The organism is Mesorhizobium sp. J18, assembly GCF_007829525.1.
Taxonomy (GTDB): domain Bacteria; phylum Pseudomonadota; class Alphaproteobacteria; order Rhizobiales; family Rhizobiaceae; genus VLJP01.
This window is the reverse complement of record NZ_VLJP01000003.1, coordinates 17112-37390: the sequence shown is the minus strand read 5'-3', so window position 1 is coordinate 37390 and position 20279 is coordinate 17112. Positions and strand designations below refer to the sequence as shown.

At 60.5% G+C, this 20279-nt stretch carries 19 protein-coding genes; 12 read left to right on the top strand and 7 right to left on the bottom strand.

Features of this window, described 5'->3' with window-relative positions; all coding sequences use genetic code 11:
- Positions 1-9: 9 nt before the first annotated feature.
- The gene (locus tag L598_RS02145; protein ID WP_144859901.1) at positions 10-1020 is read left to right on the top strand and encodes an SIS domain-containing protein; all 1011 of its coding nucleotides are present in this window, start codon (positions 10-12) and stop codon (positions 1018-1020) included.
- On the top strand, positions 1017-2192 hold the full coding sequence (nagA, locus tag L598_RS02140; RefSeq protein ID WP_144859729.1) for an N-acetylglucosamine-6-phosphate deacetylase: 1176 nt from the start codon (positions 1017-1019) through the stop codon (positions 2190-2192). The genes L598_RS02145 and nagA overlap by 4 nt, the downstream gene beginning before the upstream one ends.
- Here the strand turns inward: nagA and L598_RS02135 are convergent.
- From L598_RS02135 to L598_RS02115, 5 genes are all read right to left on the bottom strand, one after another.
- A complete protein-coding gene (locus L598_RS02135; protein ID WP_186444906.1) occupies positions 2172-3473 on the bottom strand; it encodes an acyltransferase in 1302 nt (433 codons plus the stop codon). The two genes, nagA and L598_RS02135, sit on opposite strands and share 21 nt — an antisense overlap.
- Positions 3474-3582: 109 nt before the next feature.
- On the bottom strand, positions 3583-4434 hold the full coding sequence (locus tag L598_RS02130; protein ID WP_144859723.1) for a DUF296 domain-containing protein: 852 nt from the start codon (positions 4432-4434) through the stop codon (positions 3583-3585).
- 9 nt (positions 4435-4443) lie between these two features.
- Positions 4444-5247, bottom strand: coding sequence for an SDR family oxidoreductase (locus L598_RS02125; protein WP_144859720.1), 804 nt, complete (start codon positions 5245-5247; stop codon positions 4444-4446).
- Entirely contained in the window at positions 5244-6869 is a 1626-nt protein-coding gene (locus L598_RS02120; RefSeq protein ID WP_144859718.1) for an acyl-CoA synthetase, read from the bottom strand. Before L598_RS02120 ends, L598_RS02125 begins: the two co-directional genes overlap by 4 nt.
- Complete coding sequence (locus L598_RS02115) at positions 6866-7705, bottom strand: IclR family transcriptional regulator (protein ID WP_144859715.1); 840 nt, start codon at positions 7703-7705, stop codon at positions 6866-6868. The genes L598_RS02120 and L598_RS02115 overlap by 4 nt, the downstream gene beginning before the upstream one ends.
- A 213-nt stretch (positions 7706-7918) precedes the next feature.
- Here L598_RS02115 and L598_RS02110 point away from each other — a divergent pair, with 213 nt between their 5' ends.
- The 4 genes from L598_RS02110 to L598_RS02095 all read left to right on the top strand — a co-directional run bounded on the left by L598_RS02110 (position 7919) and on the right by L598_RS02095 (position 12222).
- Positions 7919-8923, top strand: coding sequence for a DctP family TRAP transporter solute-binding subunit (locus L598_RS02110; protein WP_144859712.1), 1005 nt, complete (start codon positions 7919-7921; stop codon positions 8921-8923).
- 69 nt (positions 8924-8992) lie between these two features.
- Complete coding sequence (locus tag L598_RS02105) at positions 8993-9475, top strand: TRAP transporter small permease (protein WP_144859709.1); 483 nt, start codon at positions 8993-8995, stop codon at positions 9473-9475.
- Entirely contained in the window at positions 9468-10790 is a 1323-nt protein-coding gene (locus L598_RS02100; protein WP_144859706.1) for a TRAP transporter large permease, read from the top strand. Before L598_RS02105 ends, L598_RS02100 begins: the two co-directional genes overlap by 8 nt.
- Positions 10791-10797: 7 nt before the next feature.
- Positions 10798-12222, top strand: a complete 1425-nt coding sequence (locus L598_RS02095; RefSeq protein WP_144859703.1) for an amidase family protein — start codon at positions 10798-10800, stop codon at positions 12220-12222.
- 6 nt (positions 12223-12228) lie between these two features.
- Here L598_RS02095 and L598_RS02090 read toward each other — a convergent pair whose 3' ends face one another.
- Positions 12229-13011, bottom strand: coding sequence for a DUF72 domain-containing protein (locus L598_RS02090; RefSeq protein WP_246658586.1), 783 nt, complete (start codon positions 13009-13011; stop codon positions 12229-12231).
- A gap of 153 nt (positions 13012-13164) precedes the next feature.
- On the opposite strand from L598_RS02090, the gene L598_RS02085 reads away from it, so the two are divergent.
- Complete coding sequence (locus L598_RS02085) at positions 13165-14847, top strand: GMC oxidoreductase (protein ID WP_144859700.1); 1683 nt, start codon at positions 13165-13167, stop codon at positions 14845-14847.
- A gap of 1 nt (position 14848) precedes the next feature.
- Here the strand turns inward: L598_RS02085 and L598_RS02080 are convergent, their stop codons facing one another.
- Positions 14849-15097 (bottom strand): hypothetical protein, encoded by a 249-nt coding sequence (locus tag L598_RS02080; protein WP_144859697.1) that lies wholly within the window; start codon positions 15095-15097, stop codon positions 14849-14851.
- Positions 15098-15476: 379 nt separating this feature from the next.
- Here L598_RS02080 and rnk point away from each other — a divergent pair, with 379 nt between their 5' ends.
- The 5 genes from rnk (at position 15477) to L598_RS02055 (ending at position 20271) form a co-directional block, all read left to right on the top strand.
- Entirely contained in the window at positions 15477-15896 is a 420-nt protein-coding gene (gene rnk / locus L598_RS02075) for a nucleoside diphosphate kinase regulator (RefSeq protein WP_144859694.1), read from the top strand.
- 176 nt (positions 15897-16072) lie between these two features.
- Complete coding sequence (locus L598_RS02070; protein ID WP_144859691.1) at positions 16073-16609, top strand: nucleoside-diphosphate kinase; 537 nt, start codon at positions 16073-16075, stop codon at positions 16607-16609.
- A 147-nt stretch (positions 16610-16756) separates the two neighbouring features.
- On the top strand, positions 16757-17533 hold the full coding sequence (locus L598_RS02065) for a DeoR/GlpR family DNA-binding transcription regulator (protein WP_144859688.1): 777 nt from the start codon (positions 16757-16759) through the stop codon (positions 17531-17533).
- A 102-nt stretch (positions 17534-17635) separates the two neighbouring features.
- Positions 17636-19165, top strand: a complete 1530-nt coding sequence (glpD, locus tag L598_RS02060; RefSeq protein WP_144859685.1) for a glycerol-3-phosphate dehydrogenase — start codon at positions 17636-17638, stop codon at positions 19163-19165.
- A 23-nt stretch (positions 19166-19188) separates the two neighbouring features.
- Complete coding sequence (locus tag L598_RS02055) at positions 19189-20271, top strand: ABC transporter ATP-binding protein (RefSeq protein WP_144859682.1); 1083 nt, start codon at positions 19189-19191, stop codon at positions 20269-20271.
- Positions 20272-20279 lie beyond the last annotated feature (8 nt).

Below are 20279 nucleotides of genomic sequence, written 5' to 3'. Positions count from 1 at the left end.
CCGACATTCATGCGCCGTGAGATCGAGGCGATACCCGATGCGGTCACCGGATTCCTGCAGGGATCGGAACGGCTTGCGGAAGGCTGGGGCATCCGCCTTCGCCAAAAGGATCCGGCATTCGTGGTCACCGTGGCGCGCGGCTCGTCGGATCATGCCGCTTCCTATCTCAAATATGCCTTCGAGATTGCGGCCGGCATACCGGTTGCCTCCATCGGGCCTTCTGTGGCCTCGATCTACAATGTACGGCTGAAGCTCAAAGGTGCTGCCTGCCTTGCCATATCGCAGTCGGGCCAGAGCCCTGACATCCTGCGCATGGCGCAGTCGGCGCGCGAGGGCGGCGCCCTGACCTTCGCGCTCACCAACACGCCAGCTTCGCCGCTGGCCGAAGTCTGCGACGAACTGGTCGATATAGCTGCCGGGCCCGAGCGTAGCGTGGCGGCGACGAAGACCTTCGTGAACTCCGCAGTGGCCGGCCTCATGATACTCGCCGCCTGGGCAAGGGACGATGGCCTTCGCAACGCGGTGCATGCCTTGCCCGAGAAATTGCGCGACGCCCTTGCCTGTGACTGGTCGGAACTTTGCGAGGCGCTCGACGGGCGGCAATCACTCTTCATCCTTGGGCGCGGACCGGCCTTTGCCATCGCTAACGAGGCGGCGCTCAAGTTCAAGGAGACCTGCGCCATCCAGGCCGAAGCCTATAGCGCTGCCGAGGTCATGCACGGGCCGGTGTCGATCGTGGGCAAAAATTTTCCCGTCCTGGCGCTCGCGGCCCGTGACGCCGCCGAGCGTTCCACCGGCGAGACCGCTGACCGGCTGGCCGGGAAGGGAGCGGCGGTGTTCATCACCGGGGATGGAGCGAAAGCGGCAAGTCGGCTCCCCTTCGCCTCGACGGGACATCCGCTGACCGGCCCGCTCGCGCTGATTGTTTCCTTCTATTCTTTCATCGAAACGCTGGCGCGACGGCGCGGGCTTGATCCCGACCGGCCAGCCAATCTGAAAAAGGTGACGGAGACGGAATGAGCGCGCGCTTCGCCCTTTCGGGAGCTAGAATATTCGACGGCGAGGAGTGGCACGAGGACAAGGCGCTGCTCGTTGGGCCTGACGGCGTGGAGGCGATCAAGCCGGTGGAGGAACTTGCCGGCCCGGTTGAAATCCACAAGCTCGACGGCGGTATGCTTGTTCCCGGTTTCATCGATCTGCAGGTCAATGGCGGCGGCGGGCTGCTTCTGAACAGCGATCCGTCGGTCGAAACCATTCGAACCATCTGCGCGGCGCATATCCCCTTCGGCACGACGGCGCTTCTGCCGACGCTCATTACCGACACACCGGAAGTCGTGGAAGCGGCTATCGCCGCAGGAAAGGAAGCGCAGAGGCGGAAGATGCCCGGCTTCCTCGGCCTGCATCTGGAGGGCCCGCATCTGTCGTTGGCGAAGAAAGGAGCGCATGATCCGGCGCTCATCCGGCCTATGGAGGATCGCGACCTTGAAAGGCTCATTGCGGCCAGACGCGATCTGACGGTGCTGACAATTACCGTCGCGCCGGAAACCGTGACACCTGAACAGATCGCGGCATTGGCCGGCGCGGGCGTGGTGGTGAGCATCGGCCATTCCAATGCGGAATATGACACGGTCTTCGCCGCGATCGCCGCCGGCGCGCGACAGGTCACGCACCTGTTCAACGCCATGAGCCCTCTCCAGCATCGCGATCCCGGCGTCGTCGGGGCGGCGCTTGATTCCGGCGAGGTTTATGCTGGACTTATCGCTGACGGCTACCATGTGAACCCTCATGCGATGGCAATCGCGCTGCGCGCCAAGCGCAGGCCTGGCCGCATCTTCCTCGTCACCGACGCCATGGCCACGATTGGAACGGACATGCGCGAATTCACTCTCAAAGGCAGGCTGATCAGGCGCGAGGGCGGGCGGCTAACGCTCGAGGACGGCACGCTGGCCGGCGCCGATCTCGACATGATCTCTGCCGTGCGTTTCATCCACAGGCAGATCGGGCTGGAACTCGGCGAGGCGCTGCGCATGGCATCGCTCTATCCGGCCGAGGCCGTAGGGCAGGACAAGCGCCTCGGCCGTCTGAGAGAAGGTACGGCGGCATCTTTCGTGCACCTGTCGAAAGATCTCGACGTGCGCTCGGTGTGGATCGACGGCACAAAAGCCTACGCTTCACCGTCTGCGCCAGGCTAAACGCGATGTGGTCCCAACGGCAGCAGGGGGCCGTCTCTTTGACTGGTAGAATGCTCCTTCGACGTAACGTGTGGCGAACATCGATATCGGGATCGCAAGGGCGAACGTACCAATCCCGAGGAACACGACATAGATCCCCTGAGACAGGTCCAGCAAATTGAGTCCATACATCACGCCGTAGAGCGGGATCATGTGAAGCAGATAGAGGGAATAGGATATCTTCCCCAGGAAGAGCATGGGCTTGAGCTTCAGTGCCGCGGAGAGGGCATCCTCTTTGCCCGCCCGGTCCCGCACGTAGAGGGCAGACCCGAAGATGAAAATCCATATACCGATCGCGATGCTGACGGTGCCGATTGCCAGTGCCGCGGCAGTGATTGTCCATTTGTTGAGATAGGCCTGATCGCTCCATGATCGGTTCCAAAGGTAATAGCTGATGATCCCGGTCAGGAAGTAGATCGCGAAATAGCTGAGCGCGGCGCCGTTCGGCCATCTCATTCCGACATACCAGGCAGCCGCAATCCCGGCGATAAACAGAACTTTCATGAATGGCCGGGCGTCATGGAGAATCCAGAACAGGATGGGGGCAATCAGGTAGAACTGGAACTCGGTGGAGATATTCCAGGCTTGCCCGAGAAAGGCAAAAGCGCCGAAGGGAAGCCATTGATCCGGAACGATGCCATGGAGCAGGGTCAGATGGCTCAGCACATGTTCCGGCCATTGCGCGAAACTCGCTTCATATATGGCAATGCGTCCAGCATTCTTCGGGCCGGTAAAATCCGCCGACTGCAATGCTTCGTAAGCTATGCCTGACATGGCCACGGACAGGGCGAAAGCGAACAGATAGACGGGGTAGATCCGTAAGAAACGCCTGGAGATATAAGGCAGATAGGGTTCACGCCTGCGCGACATCATCATAAAGATCACGAAGCCGCTCATAACGCAGAATATCTGCACGCGGATGAGTTCCCCAAACAGGGGCTCCAATACGCCAAGATTGCTTGCTTCTATTCCGGATGCCGGGAGGAGATGGACAAAGACCACCCAAACCGCCAAAAGACCGCGCAGGCCTTCAAGTTCTTCGATCCGAGCCAATTCGGGGCCTCTTTCGAGTTCGCGTTGGCCCGCCGCGCCGGTGCAGAAGCCTAGAATGCTGCAATGCACAAACACAAGCCGAGAGCGGAATGAATCCGGCAGACATGGATCACTTTGTGCAGCAGATGTCGTGACAATTTGATGTGCCTGATCAAAATCTGGCCATAGAACGGCTACCAGGACACCCAAAGCGATTTCTGTCGATGCGAGCTATTCGGGCAAGCCGTTCTCGCGGACGATGTCCTCAATGCAGACGGGCGATTTCGCCCTGGACGGAGCGAATTCTCAATCGATATCTTCAGGAAGTTTTGACGATGAGCAGTTCGAAGGTCACGCAGACAGGGTTTGCTCCGCGCTGCAGCCGTCCTTCGGATATCACACCGTCCATGCCGACTATGGCGATGTCGAGGGTGCAGACCGGCTTGCCGTCCTTCGAGGCGACAGTTCCTTCGGTCACCAGCACTTCCGTGGCATATGAGTCCACGAACCGGCCATCATCGAATTCCACACCGATCAGGCTGCCTATGCCGTGGATGCTCGCCTCGCCGATTCCATGCAGGCGGCAGATTTGCTCGATCGCCAGCGATATGTCCTGATTGGGCTTGACGGTGCAAAGCACCGCATTGGGGGTGGCACCTGCCGAAACCGTCGTTTCGCGCGGCGAGAAGAGGCGGAAATTTGTTTCGTCGTCCTGCGAGACGTCGAGGATCGCGCCGGCGATTCCCCAGGCTTCGACTTCAGTGCTTTCCGCGATCCGGGATTCCAGCGGCAGGAGGTGGCCCATATTGCGGGCGCCCTCTTCCGTCCCCCAGATGCCGTGGCAATGAAGGAAGGGCTCGCCGTCACGCAACCCGATGCCCATTCCGGCCAGCTCGATCATCATGGTTCCCGGCGGCGAGCGGGTGTCGCTATACCAAGCTGCATGTTCCGCATCGGGAGAGGCTGCGGGGATCACATAGTGAAGCGGCGACAGCTGGACATTTCGGAGCGTCATGTAGCCACCTTGAAGGCCGGCCTCGGCGAGCGCGCGGGCGGCTGCTTCGTTGACGCTCAGATCGGGCTGCAGCCTCGCTGTGAAGCGCCGGGCCTGACAGGGCACCGCGCGGAAACGCTCGGGCGAGGGCGAACCGGGGTGAACTATGCTGCGCATCGGAACCGGTCAGGCCGCCAGGCCGGCATTGATGAAGCCGCCGTCGACAGCAAGAATCTGGCCGTTGATGTAGCTTGCCTCATCGGAAAGCAGGAAGGCGACCGCCTTTGCAATCTCCTGCGGCGTGCCGTAACGGCCCTGTGGCACCCGCTCGCCCCATTGGCGGCGGACGTCTTCGGTGTGCACTGCCCGCGCCAGCGGTGTGTCGATCGGGCCTGGCGCGACGGCGTTCACGCGGATGCCGCTGCGGCCAAGCTCCGTCGCCATGACAAGGGTCAGAAGGTTCAGCCCGCCCTTGGAAGAGCCATAGGCGCTGCGGCCCTTGTTGCCGCAAAGGCCGGAGACGGAACTGATATTGACGATGCTGCCGGGCCGTTTCTCGGCCAGCCCGGCGATGAAGCTGCCGGTGAGATTGACATCGACGANACTGATATTGACGATGCTGCCGGGCCGTTTCTCGGCACGCGCGGCGATGAAGCTGCCGGTGAGATTGACATCGACGATCCTGCGGAAGTCCTCGACGCTGGTTTCCACCGCCGGCCGGTCCATGGCTATGCCGGCGGAATTGACGATGCCGGAGAGACCCGCAATGGCGGCGACCGCTTTCTCCACCTCCGCCTCGTCGGTGATGCTGCAGGCTATGCCGTTTTCGGCGGGAATGTTCAGATCGTCGCAGGCTCTTGCAAGGGCGTCCTGAGTGAGGTCGATGAGGAAGACCTGCCAGCCGCGTTCAAGCAGAAGCCGTGCGGTTTCGAGCCCGATGCCGGACGCGCCTCCGGTCACCAGCACGGCTCCCGTGGTTTTCCCGGTCATTCTGTCCTCCCTCCCGCGCCCGGCACCTGGCCGCGCCTTTCGAGTTCCTCACGGATCATCTTCTTGGCGATCTTGCCATAGGCGGATTTCGGCATCTCGTCCCAGAAGACGAAAAGCTTGGGCAGCTTGTAGCGGGCGATCTTGCTTTCAAGCCATGCCCGCAGATCGGCCGGATCGAGAACCGCGCTCGGTCTGAGCACGCAAACGGCCACGCCGACCTCTCCCCAAACCGGATCCGGCATGCCGAGCACAGCCGTCTCGCTCACATCGGGATGGAGGAGGATCTTTTCCTCGATCTCGCGTGGATAGATGTTCGAGCCGCCGGAGATGTACATGTCAGAGGCGCGGCCGGTAATATAGACGAAGCCGTTCTCGTCCATGTGGCCGAGATCGCCAGTGCGGAACCAGCCGTTGCGGAAGGCCTTCCGGTTGGCTTCCGGATTGTCGTAATAGCCCGCGAAGACCGCCGGGCCGATGACGCAAATCTCGCCCGTCTCGCCGGGTGCAACCTCCTCGCCGGCGTCATTCTGAATGGAGACCTGCATGCCGGTGCGCTCGAAGCCGCAGGTGCCGATTCGGGCATTCGGGCCGTCCTCCGGATCGTGATAGGCCGGCGGCAGAACGGTGATGTTGCCGGTGACTTCGCCAAGGCCAAAATATTGCACGATGACCGGTCCGAGTTTCTCCAGCGCCCGCTTCTGGTCGGCCCGGTACATGGGCGCGCCAGCATAGATGACATAGCGCAGCGAGGAATGGTCGAAGCGATCTACCGAGGGATCCTCGACCAGCATCTTCAATATTGTCGGCACGGTGAAGGTATTGGTGACGCGCCATTTCTCGACCAACTGCCAGATGGTCGGCACGTCGAGCTTCTCGCCGGGCGGCAGGATGGTCTTTACACCATGCGCCACCTGCGCAAGCTGATGGACGCCCGCCCCATGCGACAGCGGCGCGACCACGATCGAGGCATCGTCGCGGCCGGTGCCCGGCATCAGGTCGCACAGGTGATTGGTGATGACGAAGGCCATCTGGCCATGCGTCAGGACCGCTGCCTTTGGGCGACCGGTCGTGCCTGACGTGAAGAAGAACCAGCAAGGATCGTCGCGCTCGACGGCGGTGCTCGGCACGCTGCGGCCCGCATGGCGCTCGACAATGCGATCATAGTCCTCGCCGAATCCGGTTTCGCCGATTGCAATGACGAATTCGAGATCCGGACATTGCTTCCGGCATGCCTCGGCATGGGCAGGAAAGGCGGCGCCGCAGATCATGCCGCGCGCGCCGCTCGCCTTGGCGAGATAGGCAACTTCATCCGGCGACTGACGGTAGTTCGCAGGCACCCAGACGGCGCCGAGGCGGAAGCATGCGAACATGGATTCGAACATCTGGTTGCAGTTGGCCGACTGCACCAGCACGCGGTCTCCCTTGACGACGCCAAATTCCTCCGCGAGTGCGGTGGCCATGGCGGCGACCCGAGCCTCCATTTCAGCCCAGGTCCATTGCCGGTCGCGCCAGACGAAGCCGATGCCTTCCGGATCGCGGCGAGCCGATTGGGTCAGGAAATGGGCGAGGTTCATGACCCGCGTCGAGGTGGGCGTCAGCCCGCCCTTCGGTACTTTGCTCAAAGTGATGTCCTCCTCGTCTGGTGCCGGATCGCAATCGGCTCGCGTAACGGGCCCTTGGACGCAAACATCCTTGCGAGCTTCTCTTCCACCTGCCTGACTTCGTGGAACAGATGACCGGCCAGCTCGCGCTGGCGCGGTTCCTGCATGCGGCTGTCGATGGCGGCGATGCTGAGCGCCCCGACCGGGCGCCCATCGGGGGAGCATATGGCCACGCCGATGCCCCAGGAATTGGCCACGATCAGGCCGGGATTGAGCGAATAACCCCTGGCTCGAGCCGCTTCGACATCCTGGCGGATGCGCTCCGGCGGCAGCATGGGATAGCTTTCGCGCAGCACCTGATCGTTTTCGGCCAGAACGGCTTCGACCTCCTCGTCGGGCAGGGCGGCGAGCATGGCGAGCGAACCGGCCCCGACGCCGAGCGGATGCTCGAAACCGGCCTGCAGGGCGTGGGTGCGCACGGGGTAGGTGCCTTCCTCGCGATAGAGGCAGACGGAGAAGGAGCCCCGGCGGACGGAAAGGAAGCTCGTATCCTGCGTTCTCTTGGAGAGCCGGATCAGGCTTTCCATGGAAAGCTGCAGCAGTCCGAAGCGGCGCGAGGCAAGGCTGCCGAGCACATAGGCTTCCTCGCCGAGGAAATAGCGGCGGCTTTCCTCGTCCTGCTCGACCAGTCCGGCACGCATCAGCGCCAGAAGCAGCCTGCGGGCGGTCGGCTTGTTGAGGCCGCTTTCCTCGACCAGCGTAGAAAGCGCGGCGCCGCGATCGGCATGCCTGCCGACCATTGCCAGCAGGCCGAGCGCGCGATCAACGCTTTGCGATCCATTCAATTCGGCAATCATTCCTGGCCAGAATATTGATCCACAATATGGACCTTATATGAATTGGTTATTCGAGGCAGAATAAAGCAGCCTCGATTTTCCATTGCAACAACCTTCTTTTTGCGTATTTTCTCCTTTCCCTGAGAAGGTCATTGATCCATCATGTGGACCGGCTTTCGAGGTTGCGGGCGTTGGGCGTGTTCAATCCCGCTAAGAGGAAACGGAGGAGCAAATATGAAATTCGCAAAGCTCGGCGCGACGGCGCTGACCTCGATGCTGGCCGGCATGGCCATGCTTGGAACGGTTTCGGCAGAGACATTCCGTCTTTCGCACAACACCGGCGACACCACCACCTGGCACAAGGGCGCGGAGAAGTTCAACGAACTGCTCAAGGAAGCCACGGGCGGCGAGATGGAGGTTCGCGTTTTCCCCAACGCGCAGCTTTCGGGCGGCGACCAGATGAAGCAGGCGGAGATGGTGAGCCGTGGGGCGCTCGATTTCGTCGCCACCTCGGCCATCAATGTGACGCCGCTGGTCCCCGAAATGGCGGTCTTCTCGCTGCCTTATCTTTATTCCTCCTATGACGAAGTGGACGCCACCACGGAGGGAGCGGCCGGCGACCGCATGGAAGAGATCATGCTGGAACACAATATCGTCGTGCTGGCATGGGGCGAGAACGGTTTCCGCGAGGTGACCAACAATGCGCGCCCGATAAAGACGCCGGAGGACATGAAGGGCCTCAAGATGCGCGTGGCAGGCCCGATGTATATCGACGTCATGAATGCGCTTGGCGCCAACCCGCAGCAGATGCAATGGACGGAAACCTTCACGGCGCTGCAGCAGGGCGTGGTCGACGGGCAGGAAAATCCGATCGGCGCGGTCATCATCCCGCAGCGCGTCTACGAGGTGCAGAAATATCTGACCACCTGGCACTATTCCTATGACCCGATCTTCCTCGGCGTGAGCAAGAAGCTGTGGGATTCCTGGGACGAGGACACCCGGGCCAAGGTCCAGAAGGCAGCAACGGAGGCCATGGACTACCAGAAGCAGATCACCCGCGAGGACACCGAGAAGGGCATAGCCTTCCTCAGGGAGAAAGGCATGGAAATTTACGAGCCTTCCGCGGAAGAAATCGGTGCCTTCCGCGAAGCCACCAAGCCTGCTTTCGACACCTGGGCGGCGAAGGTCGGAGACGAACTGGTCAAGACCTTCCAGGATTCTATCTCAGGGTCCAACTGACGCCCCTGCTTGACAAGGAGAGGGTGGCGGGCGTCATCCTCTTCGGCATCCATCAGGAGGGGCAACCTCATGGCATTTCTGCTGCGTGATGCAGAGAAGATCATCTGCGCCGTCATTTTCTTCGGCATGACTGTGCTTGGTTTCGTGAATGTGGTGGTACGTTACGTCACCAATTATTCGCTCGCCGCGTCCGAGGAGCTTCTGACCAACGGTTTCCTGTTGCTGACGATCTTCGGTGCCGCCATCGCGGCAAGGACCGGCGACCATCTTGCCGTGACGATTGTCTACGATCTTGTTCCAGCCTTCATGCGCAAGGTCATTCTCGCTTTTGCCGCCATGCTCGCGGTCCTGCTGCTCACGCTTTCGGCATGGTTCTGCTGGGAGCTTATCGAAAACCAGCTTTCAAGCGGCATCCGCTCCTATGCTCTTGACGTACCGGCCTGGTACTACAGCGCCGGCCTGCCATTCGGTTTCGCTCTGATCGTCGTCAGATACATCCAGTATGCGCTCGAAAACTGGCGTGAGCTGGATCGGGAGCAGCAAGATGCCTGATATCGGCGCCGGCACGCAGATGGTTGTCGTCTTCTTCGTGCTTCTGTTCCTGCGCGTGCCGGTCGCCTTCGCCCTCGGGCTTTCGGCCATCTATGCCATGTGGGTTCTGGGCTTCGGCCTTGATCTCGCAGGCGACCTGATCGCCACCGGCATTGCCAAGTTTTCCCTTCTCGCCATTCCCTTCTTCATCCTGGCAGGCGAGTTGATGGGATCGCTCGGCATCGCCGAGCGTATGATCCGCTTTTTCCGTGTCCTGATCGGCAATCTGCCCGGCGGCATGGGCGTTGTGGGAACGGTGGTCTGCCTGTTTTGGGGCGCGGTCAGCGGCTCCGGACCGGCGTCAGTCGCCGCCATCGGGCCGCTGATCATCAAGGGCATGACCGATGACGGCTTTTCGAGGACCTATGCAGCAGGCCTTGTCTGCACGGGCGCCGCGCTTTCGATCGTCATTCCTCCCTCGATCGGCCTCGTCATCTATGGTGTGATCGCGGAAACCTCGATCTCCGATCTGTTCATCGCCGCGATCATACCGGGCCTGTTTCTTGGCGCCTTGATGCTCCTGACGCTTCCTTTCGCGAAAACCGTCAGTGATCCTTCGATCTCCCCGAGCCTCGAAAGGCTTTCGCCGCAGCCGCATAGCGATCTGCCATACGGGCACAGATTGTGGCGTTCCTTCCTCGACTCCTTCTGGGGTTTGATGACTCCCGTCGTCATCCTGGGCGGCATCTATTCCGGCGCTTTCACGCCGACGGAAGCAGCCATCGTCGCCACCGTCTATGCGCTGCTGGTTGGCGGCCTGATTTATCGCACTCTGAGCCTGCGCGGGCTTTACCAATCGCTGGTCGATGCCAGCGCCTCATCGGCGGTGGTCATGCTGGTCGTCGCCTATGCCAGCCTGTTCGGCTGGGTGGTCACAGTCGATGATCTGATCGGTCAGTATTCGTCTGTTCTCTTGGGCCTCAGCGACAATCAATGGGTGATCCTCGCCGTAATCATGCTGGTGCTCCTGATCGCCGGCATGTTCATGGATGCGATCACCATCATGTTCATCTCGCTGCCGATCTTCCTGCCTGTCGCGCGTGAGCTCGGCTGGGACCCCGTATGGTTCGGCGTCCTGGTGATGATCAACCTTGCGATTGGCCTCTTCACTCCGCCGGTCGGCATCAACCTCTATGTGGCGGCGAACATCACCCGATTGCCGCTGGAGCGGATTGCTCAGGGAGCCATACCATTCCTGATTACCAGCATCATTGGTCTGGCAATCGTGGCCATGTTCCCGGAGATGTCTCAATTCCTCGTCAACGCATTGCGGTGAGGGCGGAATGAGCACCAGCCCCGAACTCATCAAACAGTCCGCCTGTGCGGTCGTCGATCTTCTCAAGGCAGGGGAAGTCACACCGCTGGATCTCCTCGATGCACTGGAGGCGCGGATCGGTGAGGTAGACGGCAAGGTCAATGCGCTGCCGACACTCTGCTTCGATCGCGCGCGGGCAAACGCGAAGGCGCTGATGGGAAAACCGGTTGCCGAGCGCGGACGGCTGGCCGGGCTGCCTGTGCCGATAAAGGATCTGACGGAAGTCGAGGGCGTCCGTACGACCTATGGTTCGCCCATCTTCGCTGAATATATCCCGGAACAGTCGGATATTTTGGTCGAAAATCTCGAGCGGGAAGGAGGACTGGTCTACGCCAAGTCAGCCACGCCCGAATTCGGCGCCGGCGCCAACACCTTCAACGAGGTGTTCGGGAAGACGCTCAACCCGTGGAACACCAGCCGCTCCTGCGCGGGGTCGAGTGGAGGCGCGGCCGTATCGCTCGCCACCGGCATGGCCTGGGTCGCGCATGGGTCCGATCTCGGCGGCTCCTTGCGCAATCCGGCAAGCTTCTGCGGCATTGTCGGCTTGAGGCCAAGCCCGGGGCGCGTGGCAAAGACGCCCGGGACCGTGGTCGACAATATACTTTCGGTCGAAGGTCCGATGGCACGCACGGTAGAGGATGTGGCGCTCCTGCTGGACGCAATGACGGGCGAGCACCCGGCCGATCCTGTTTCCCTGCCACGCGACGGCACCTCCTATCTCGAAGCTGCACGACAGCCCGCAAGGCTGAACAAGGTCGTCTTCAGTGCCGATCTCGGAATAACGCCCGTCGATCCGGAAGTGGCCGATATCTGCCGCCGCGCTGCCCTGCGTTTCGAGGAACTTGGGGTTGCGGTGGTGGAAACTCATCCCGACCTGTCGGAAGCCCGCGAGACCTTCCAGACATTGCGGGCCGCCGGATTCGCCGCCGCCCATGCGGCGAAGCTGAGGGAAACGCCCGAGCTTCTGAAACCGGAAATGATCTGGAACATCGAAAAGGGCCTCAAGCTTGGCATGGCGGACATCATCGAGGCGGAGACGCGGCGCGGCGAACTGATCCGCCGCATGAATGCGTTTTTCGATGAATACGATCTATTGATGACGCCGGCCACGATCGTCTCGCCCTATCCGGTCGAGCAGCGCTATGTCGAGGAATGTGCCGGGGTCAGGTTCGACAACTATATCGATTGGCTGGCGATCGCCTTCGCCGTCACGCTGACCACCGCGCCGGCTCTTTCGCTCCCATGCGGCTTCAGCAGGGAAGGTCTGCCGGTCGGGCTGCAGATCGTCGCACGCCCGCGCGGCGAGGCGCGGCTGCTTTCAGGCGCCCGGCAACTGGAGGAAGCGCTCGATCTCGGCACCGTCAATCCGATCGATCCGCGGCCCGGCAAATAGGCTGTCCTAAGTTTTTCGTATCTTCGCTTTGAGCTTTTCGGCATCCGTCGGGGCGGCGCTCTTGACGTCATTGTCGAAGAAGCACCAGACGTCGCGACGCTGGCGCTTCCATTTACGCATTTCACGCGCCCAGTCGGCAATTGCCCTGGCGGAATAGCTGCCGTGATAGCGGCCCGAAGGTCCGTGATTACGGATATATACCCAACCGGCCGTGACCTCGCATGGCGCGGGGGCGTCGGCATGATCGGAAATGCAAAGCGCCATGTCGTGATCGGCGAGCAGGTCGAAGATGGATTTGTCGTACCAGCTCTCGTGCCGGAACTCGAAAGTATATTGCCGTGATTTCCTGAGGAGCTTCAGGAAGGCCGCCAGTCGCTCGCGGTCGATCTGCATGTTTGGCGGCAACTGGAAAAGGACCGGGCCGGCTTTGTGTTTCAGGAGCTTCAGTCGCTCCTCCAGAAAGTCAATGGAATCCTTCTCCACCAGAAGCCGCTTCATATGCGTTATGTAGCGTGAACCCTTCCAGGCAAAGCGGAACTCGTCCGGCGTGGTCTCGAACCAGTTCTGCACCGCCTTCGGCGTCGGCATGCGATAAAAGGGCGCATTCAGCTCCGCCGAATTGAAGCGCGTGGCGTAATAGACGAGGGCATCCTTTTTCCTGATCTCTTGCGGATAAAAGGGACCCCACCAGCCGGCATAGTGCCAGCCGGAGGTTCCGATGCGGAGCTCTGGCTGGCTCTTCCGGCTATGAACGGTCTCTCTCGGCGGCACGGTCTTTACGTCCGGCAAGGATGGGCAATCAGCCCTCCATTATCCTTCGCAGCACTTTGTGAACCGGTCTTTGCCCTTGGCCAGAATAAAGGTTTTGCCAAGCGTTGTGTTCCAATTCTTTCGGTGATTAGACTCGACACGTTCCCATCTTCCTGACGGGTTGTCTCCACCATGATAGTGAACGAAGGAAACCTTTCGGCACATGCTGATGTCTGCATCGTGGGGGCGGGACCGGTAGGATTGGCGCTTGCGTTCAAATGTGCAAGCAAGGGACTTTCGGTCGTGATGATCGAGGCCGGGATGGATAACCGGCGCGGTTGGCAGGCCGGACCTGGCTTGCTGGACATCGTCAACAAGCATCATGCTGATCCCGGCCTGATTTCCGCCCGTGGCGTGGGAGGCACCTCCCGCCTCTGGGGAGGCCGGTGCGTTCAACTTGACGACATTGATTTCGAAAAGAGAGCCCATGTTCCCTTTTCGGGTTGGCCCATATCCCATCACGAAATCTCCAAATATTACGATGAAGCGCTGGTGTTTCTGGGATGCCGGGTCGAGGAAGGTTCTTCCACCTCGCCCTCCGATCCTGAGGCCCGGGGGGAAATCACCACCACTGTCATCGAAAGGTGGAGCGCCAGACCCCGCCTCAGAGAGCTTCATGGCAGGCGGTTGCGCGCATCGGAGCGCATAAAGGTCTTCACCCGGAGCGTCGCCCGGGAGATCAAGTTCGATTCAAGCGGCGAACATGTCCGATCAATCTTCGTGGAGCGGAACGGCGAAGGCGTCGAAGTTAGGGCCAGTATGTTTGTTCTGGCCTGCGGCGGCCTGGAGAATGTGCGGTTGCTGATGGCTACTCAGCGTCGACGGCCACAGAAATTCGGCGGAACGGATGGAGCGCTCGGGCGCTTCTATACGGGACACCTGACCGGCTATGTCGCTCGAATCTGCTTCGAGCACCGGGATTTTGCCGAGCAATTCCAATTCCAGAAGGAAGGCAAAGGCTCTCACTTCCGCCGTCGCCTGTCGCTATCGTTTGAAGCCCAGGTCGCGGGAGAATATCTGAACACGGCCTTCTGGCCGGAAAGCCATTCGATAGCGGATCCTGCTCACGGCAGCGGAGCGCTGTCGATAGCATATCTTGGTCTCTCCTCTTTGAAGATTTACGGGCCCCTCAGGCGTGGCCTGGCTCCCCATTCCAGCGGTGCCAATACCGATATCGTCCGGCGGCATTGGTCCAATGTCAGAAGCGACCGGAACCTGTTTCGCAATGGTTTCGCCATTTCTGGGCATTTCCTCAGGAACCGCTTCGGGACAAGGATGTATTCACTCGTCAATCCGCAGAACCGCTATCTTTTGCGCTACCATGCCGAGCAGATTCCCGACCCGTCCAACAGGGTGAGGCTGACGGACGAGCCGGCCAGCTCACCGGATATTCCTATCAGGGTAGACTACAGTTTCATGCCACAGGATGCGGATTCGGTCGTGAGGTCCCACGATCTGCTGGATCGCTGGCTGCGCCAGAATAAGCTCGGCTATCTTGAATATCTTGCGCCGCCGGAAGATCGGTCCGCCCTCGTCCTCAATCAGGCGGTCGACGGGTATCATCAAATCGGCCTTACCCGCATGTCCAACCAAAGGCGTGAGGGCGTGGTGGACGCTGATTGCCGCGTGCATGATGCGGACAATCTTTTTGTAGCGGGGAGTTCGGTATTCCCTACGGCCGGCCAGGCCAACCCGACCTTGCCGGCTGTCGCTCTGGCGATGCGTCTAGGCGATCATCTGGCGCGGCAGATATCGCACGGCTGCACGGCTGTAGGCCGGATGTTACCCGGAAAAGCCCACCATCCGGTGGGCTGATTCAAAAGGCCATGACGAGAGTGGCACCGATCGCCATGAGGGTCGCCACGACGACGAAGCCGGCGTAGAGATGGGGCCGATCGAAGAGCAGGGCATGGCCGGCGATCCAGGCCGCAGTGGCGGATCCGAGGGCAAAAAAGAAACCATCGCGCTCGCCGAAGCCGATGGTGGCGCCCATCAGCCCGCCGACGATAAGCGCCCCGAACACGATGATGACGGCAACAGCATATTGTTCGAAATTGTCGTTCATTCTCATTCCTTTTGCCGGAAAGAGCGTAGGTGCCCGGCTATTTCCTTCCCATGCGTCGTGCAAATCGAAGCGGCCTAATTTGCCTTGCAAATTGCAATTGCGCCAGAGGCTTGACTTCCGTGTCCTGTTAGGCCCTCATTGAGGCATGACTATTGGTCTTGAACCTTTTTCGCACATTTATCTTCGGGTGTGTCCCATCGCGGGATACTAGCCCCCGGCTCGGTGCGTCGCGTGCCCCGAGTCGCGGGGCATCCATCAGACCTTCCATCATTTCACTGAATCAATCCGTGGGCGGTCGGCGCGCATCAACAGCTTTCAGCACACAAGGCAGCCGTGAGCACTCTGATCGCCGCGGCGCCACATTAATCAGGTCGCCTAAATGGAACTGAAGAACAAAACGACCCGCAAGCCCAAGATCGTCGTGGCGCAATCGGATTACCAGCGGCTGTCAAGCCTTGCGGAAGCAGCTTCGGGGCACAATCCCGAGGTTTCGGAGCAACTGCTGTCGGAACTCGACCGGGCAACGATCAGGCCCGACGAGCAGGTCGGAACGGATGTTATCCGCATGGGGTCGACGGCGGAATACAGCACCGAAACCGGGGAAGCCAGAAAGGTGACGCTCGTTTTTCCCGGCAGTGCCGATATTTCGGAAGGCAAGATATCGATCCTTACGCCCATCGGCGTGGCCCTTCTCGGCCTGGCGCCGGGTCAATCCATCGACTGGACAGCGCGTGACGGCCGGAGGCATCGCCTCATGGTCACGCGCGTCGAACAGGGAGAATCGGCGCAGACTGCCTGAAGCCGTACGGACAGACCGATGCAATCACATCGTCTCCTCGACCGCCTTGCCGTAAGCGGAGGCTGCCTCATCGCAGGATCATAGCCCCTGCGCCGCTGCGCGCGGCCAGGGGTCTCTCCAATCACGAAATCATTTGATCGTGCCTGGTCCCGGAGGATCACGGACGGAGGTCTGCGATGTCTGAAACTGCCTGCATACTTACAACCAAGGATTTCACCATCCTCGAGGTGATGCTTGACCGCTGCAGGGACACGGCCCTGGCCGCATTGCTGCGGCAGAAGCTGGACAAGGCTCAGGTCGTGTTTAGGGAAGATATTCCGGAGCACACCGCAACCTTGAATAGCCGCCTGATCTACAGGATGAACGACGGCCCGGCGAACACCCGCATCATTTCCCATGCTTTGATAGGTTCTCCGGTCGGGCTCTTCCTGCCGATTACCAATCCGAGGGGGCTTGCGCTGCTCGGTCTTTCGGAAGGGCAGGTATTCGAACTGGCAATCCCGGAAGGCCGCGTGGAGAGAATCCTACTCGAAAAAGTCCTGTATCAGCCCGAAGCCGAACGGCGCCGGAAGAATCATGCAATTCCCGGCGGAACCCGTCCGAAGGGTCGGCCGATGCTGAGCCTCGTTCATTCATCGGACGGTGTGCCGACCGTGGGGGCCTCGGTTGCTCCAATCGGGGACCCCGAGGATCCCGGACCATCGGCCGCCTGACGGTGCGGCCCGGTACCCTTAGCATCAGCATTGCGGAGAGAGAAACCGGTCGTTGCCTTTGCAGTTTCGGACAAATGGCGCTTGCCATTTGTCCGTTTTCGTTTTTCCCTGCATGGAAAGAAAACGAAAATCCGAAAGAGTAAAGGGATGTATCTGTCGCCACGGCATGCCGAGATCATGGAAATGGCGAAGAAGCACGGTCGTGTGCTCGTCGACGATCTCGCCCTGTATTTCAATGTCACGCCGCAAACGATCCGAAAGGATCTGAATGATCTGTGCGATCAGCGTCAACTCACCCGTATCCATGGCGGGGCATTGCTGCCTTCCGGCATCGAGAACATGGAATATGAGGAACGGCGCAAGATCGCTTCGGAACAGAAGGAGGCGATCGGCAAGGCGGCTGCGGGCCTGATCCCCGACAATGCCTCTCTCTTCATCAATATCGGCACCACGACCGAAGCGGTTTCAAACGCGCTTCTCGACCATCGCGGATTGATGGTGATCACCAATAATATCAATGTTGCCAACAGGATGCGCGTCTATCCTTCGATAGAAGTGGTTATAGCCGGTGGTGTGGTGCGCGGCTCTGACGGAGGTATTGTGGGGGAGGCGGCCGTCGACTTCATCCGGCAGTTCAAGGTCGATTATGCCGTCATCGGCGTGTCGGCGATCGACCATGACGGGGCCTTGCTCGATTTCGATTTTCGCGAGGTGAAGGTCGCCCAGGCGATCATCGCAAATGCCCGTCACGTCATTCTTGTGTCCGACAGCACCAAATTCGAGCGGACAGCACCGGTTCGCATAGGGCACCTGTCGCAGATCAACACTTTCATCACTGAGAGATGCGGCATCGAATCCATCCGGCGGATTTGCGAGGAGGCGGAGGTCCGACTGATCGAGACAGCCGAGCACGGGGACCGGTAGGTGCGGCTTGTTTTCGTTTGACATTCATCTTGCTTTCGAAATAATTCAGTTCTGCTTTCGACAGCATGATTGTGCTGCGATGCGAAAGCATTGGAGGATTATTTGGCCGGCGACGGAAATTACGACATCCTGGTCATCGGGGGTGGCATCAATGGCTGCGGCATAGCGCGTGACGCTGCCGGCCGCGGCTTCTCCGTCTTTCTCGCCGAAATGAACGATCTCGGCTCTGGCACCTCCTCCGTTTCCACCAAGCTCATCCATGGCGGTCTTCGCTATCTTGAACACTACGAGTTCCGGCTGGTGCGGGAATCGCTGATGGAACGCGAAGTCCTTTGGAAGAATGCGCCGCATATCATCTGGCCGATGCGTTTCGTGCTGCCGCATCACAGCGGCCTGCGGCCGGCATGGCTGCTCAGGCTCGGCCTTTTCCTTTATGATCATATCGGCGGCCGCAAGCTGCTGCCGGCGACGAAAACGCTCGACATGCGCAGCGATCCGGCCGGAAAACCTCTCAAGCCGATGTTCCGCCGCGCTTTCGAATATTCGGACTGCTGGGTGAATGACGCGCGCTTGGTGGTGCTCAATGCGCGCGATGCTGCCGACCGTGGCGCGGTCATCCGCACGCGGACAAAAGTCACCGCAGCGCGGCGTGAACGTGGAGTCTGGCGGGTCTCGCTCGAAGACCGGCAAACGGGGGCTCTCGATACAGTGACGGCAAGGTTGATCGTCAATGCAGCCGGCCCCTGGGTCGATCAGGTGCTTTCAATGACGATCGGCAGGAACGATGCCCACAATGTCCGTCTCGTGCAGGGCAGCCACATCGTCATTCGCAAGAAATTTGACGATCCGCGGGCCTATTTCTTTCAGAACAAGGACGGCCGTATCATCTTCGCCATTCCCTATGAGGACGATTTCACCCTGATCGGCACGACCGATAGGGACTTCGTGGGCGCTCCGGACAAGGTGGCGATAAACGACGAAGAGATAGGCTATCTCTGCGAAGCGGCCAGCGAATATTTCGCCGAACCGGTGCGGCGATCCGATATCGTATGGACCTATTCGGGCGTGAGGCCGCTTTTCGACGATGGCGCCTCCAAGGCGCAGGAAGCCACGCGCGACTATGTCCTGAAGGCGGATGGCGGCGATGGTGACGCGCCATTGCTCAACATATTCGGCGGCAAGATAACGACTTACCGGCGGCTTTCGGAGGCAGTGCTGGAGAAGATCGAGGAGTTTCTCGGTCGCAAAGGTGGCCCCTGGACGGCAGGGGCAGCCTTGCCCGGAGGTGAATTCGGCGCGGCAGAATTCGATGCGCAAGTCTCCCGCTTCAAAGGCGAGCATCCTTTTCTTGGCTCGGCTCACGCGAAGCGCCTCGTGCGGCTCTATGGAACGCGCGCCGGCAAGGTCGTCGGGCTGGCGCGGTCGGAAGCGGAACTCGGCCGACATTTCGGTGCCGATCTCTATGAAGCCGAGGTAAGATATCTGATGGACAATGAGTGGGCTGTTACCGCCGAGGACGTGTTGTGGCGGCGCACCAAGAGAGGACTTCGGATCCGTGGGGAGGAGGCTGCTGCGCTTGAGACGTTCATGCGCGGTGCGGCGGACCGGAAACAGAATGCGGCGGCGGAATAAAGGATAGTTCCGGGGAGGAGGAAATGCTGGAACTGCGGAACGTGTCGAAAACGGTCGGCGCCGAGGAGCATATCCGCGACGTCTCGCTGTCCTTGCAGCACGGCACGCTCAACGTCCTGCTGGGGCCGACGCTTTCGGGTAAGACCAGCCTGATGCGCCTCATGGCCGGCCTCGACACGCCAACATCGGGCAGCGTGTTCTTCGATGGCGAGGACGTGACCGGTCAGCCGGTGCAGAAGCGCAAGGTTGCCATGGTCTACCAGCAATTCATCAACTATCCGGCCATGACGGTCTACGAGAACATTGCTTCTCCCTTGCGGGTGGCCGGCGAGGATCGCCAGGCGATCGACCGCAAGGTGCGGAAGGCGGCCGAACTCCTGCGCCTGACACCCTATCTCGACCGCACGCCGCTCAACCTTTCGGGTGGACAGCAGCAGCGCACCGCACTCGCCCGCGCCGTAGTGAAGAATGCCGGCCTGGTGCTGCTCGACGAGCCCCTCGCCAATCTTGACTACAAGCTGCGCGAGGAACTGCGCGCCGAACTGCCGAAGATATTCGCTGAATCGGGAGCCATCTTCGTCTATGCGACCACCGAGCCGCAGGAGGCTCTTCTCCTCGGCGGCAACACCGCTACCCTGTCGGAGGGCCGGGTCACGCAATTCGGACGGACCATCGAGGTGTTCCGCAATCCTGTGGACCTCGTGACTGCGCGCACTTTCTCCGATCCGCCGCTCAACACGATCACGCTCGGGAAAAAGGGAGCCGGCTTCCGGCTTGAAGGCGGGGTGGTTCTGCCGGCGCCTGAAGGACTGGAAGGCATTGCCGAGGGGAACTATACGATCGGCTTTCAGCCGCATCATCTTCTGCTGGAACGCCCGACCGCCGGCGCCGTATCGGTGAAGGCGAAAGTGACGGTGACGGAGATAACGGGCTCGGAGAGCTTCGTGCATCTCGACTATGCCGATGCGCGCTGGGTGATGCTGGCTTCGGGCGTCCATCATTTCAACCCCGACGAAACGATCGAGGTCTTCATCGACACCCGTCATCTGATGGTCTTCGACGAAACCGGGCGCGCGGTATCAGCACTCCGGAAATTGGCGGCGTGAGGGAGGAA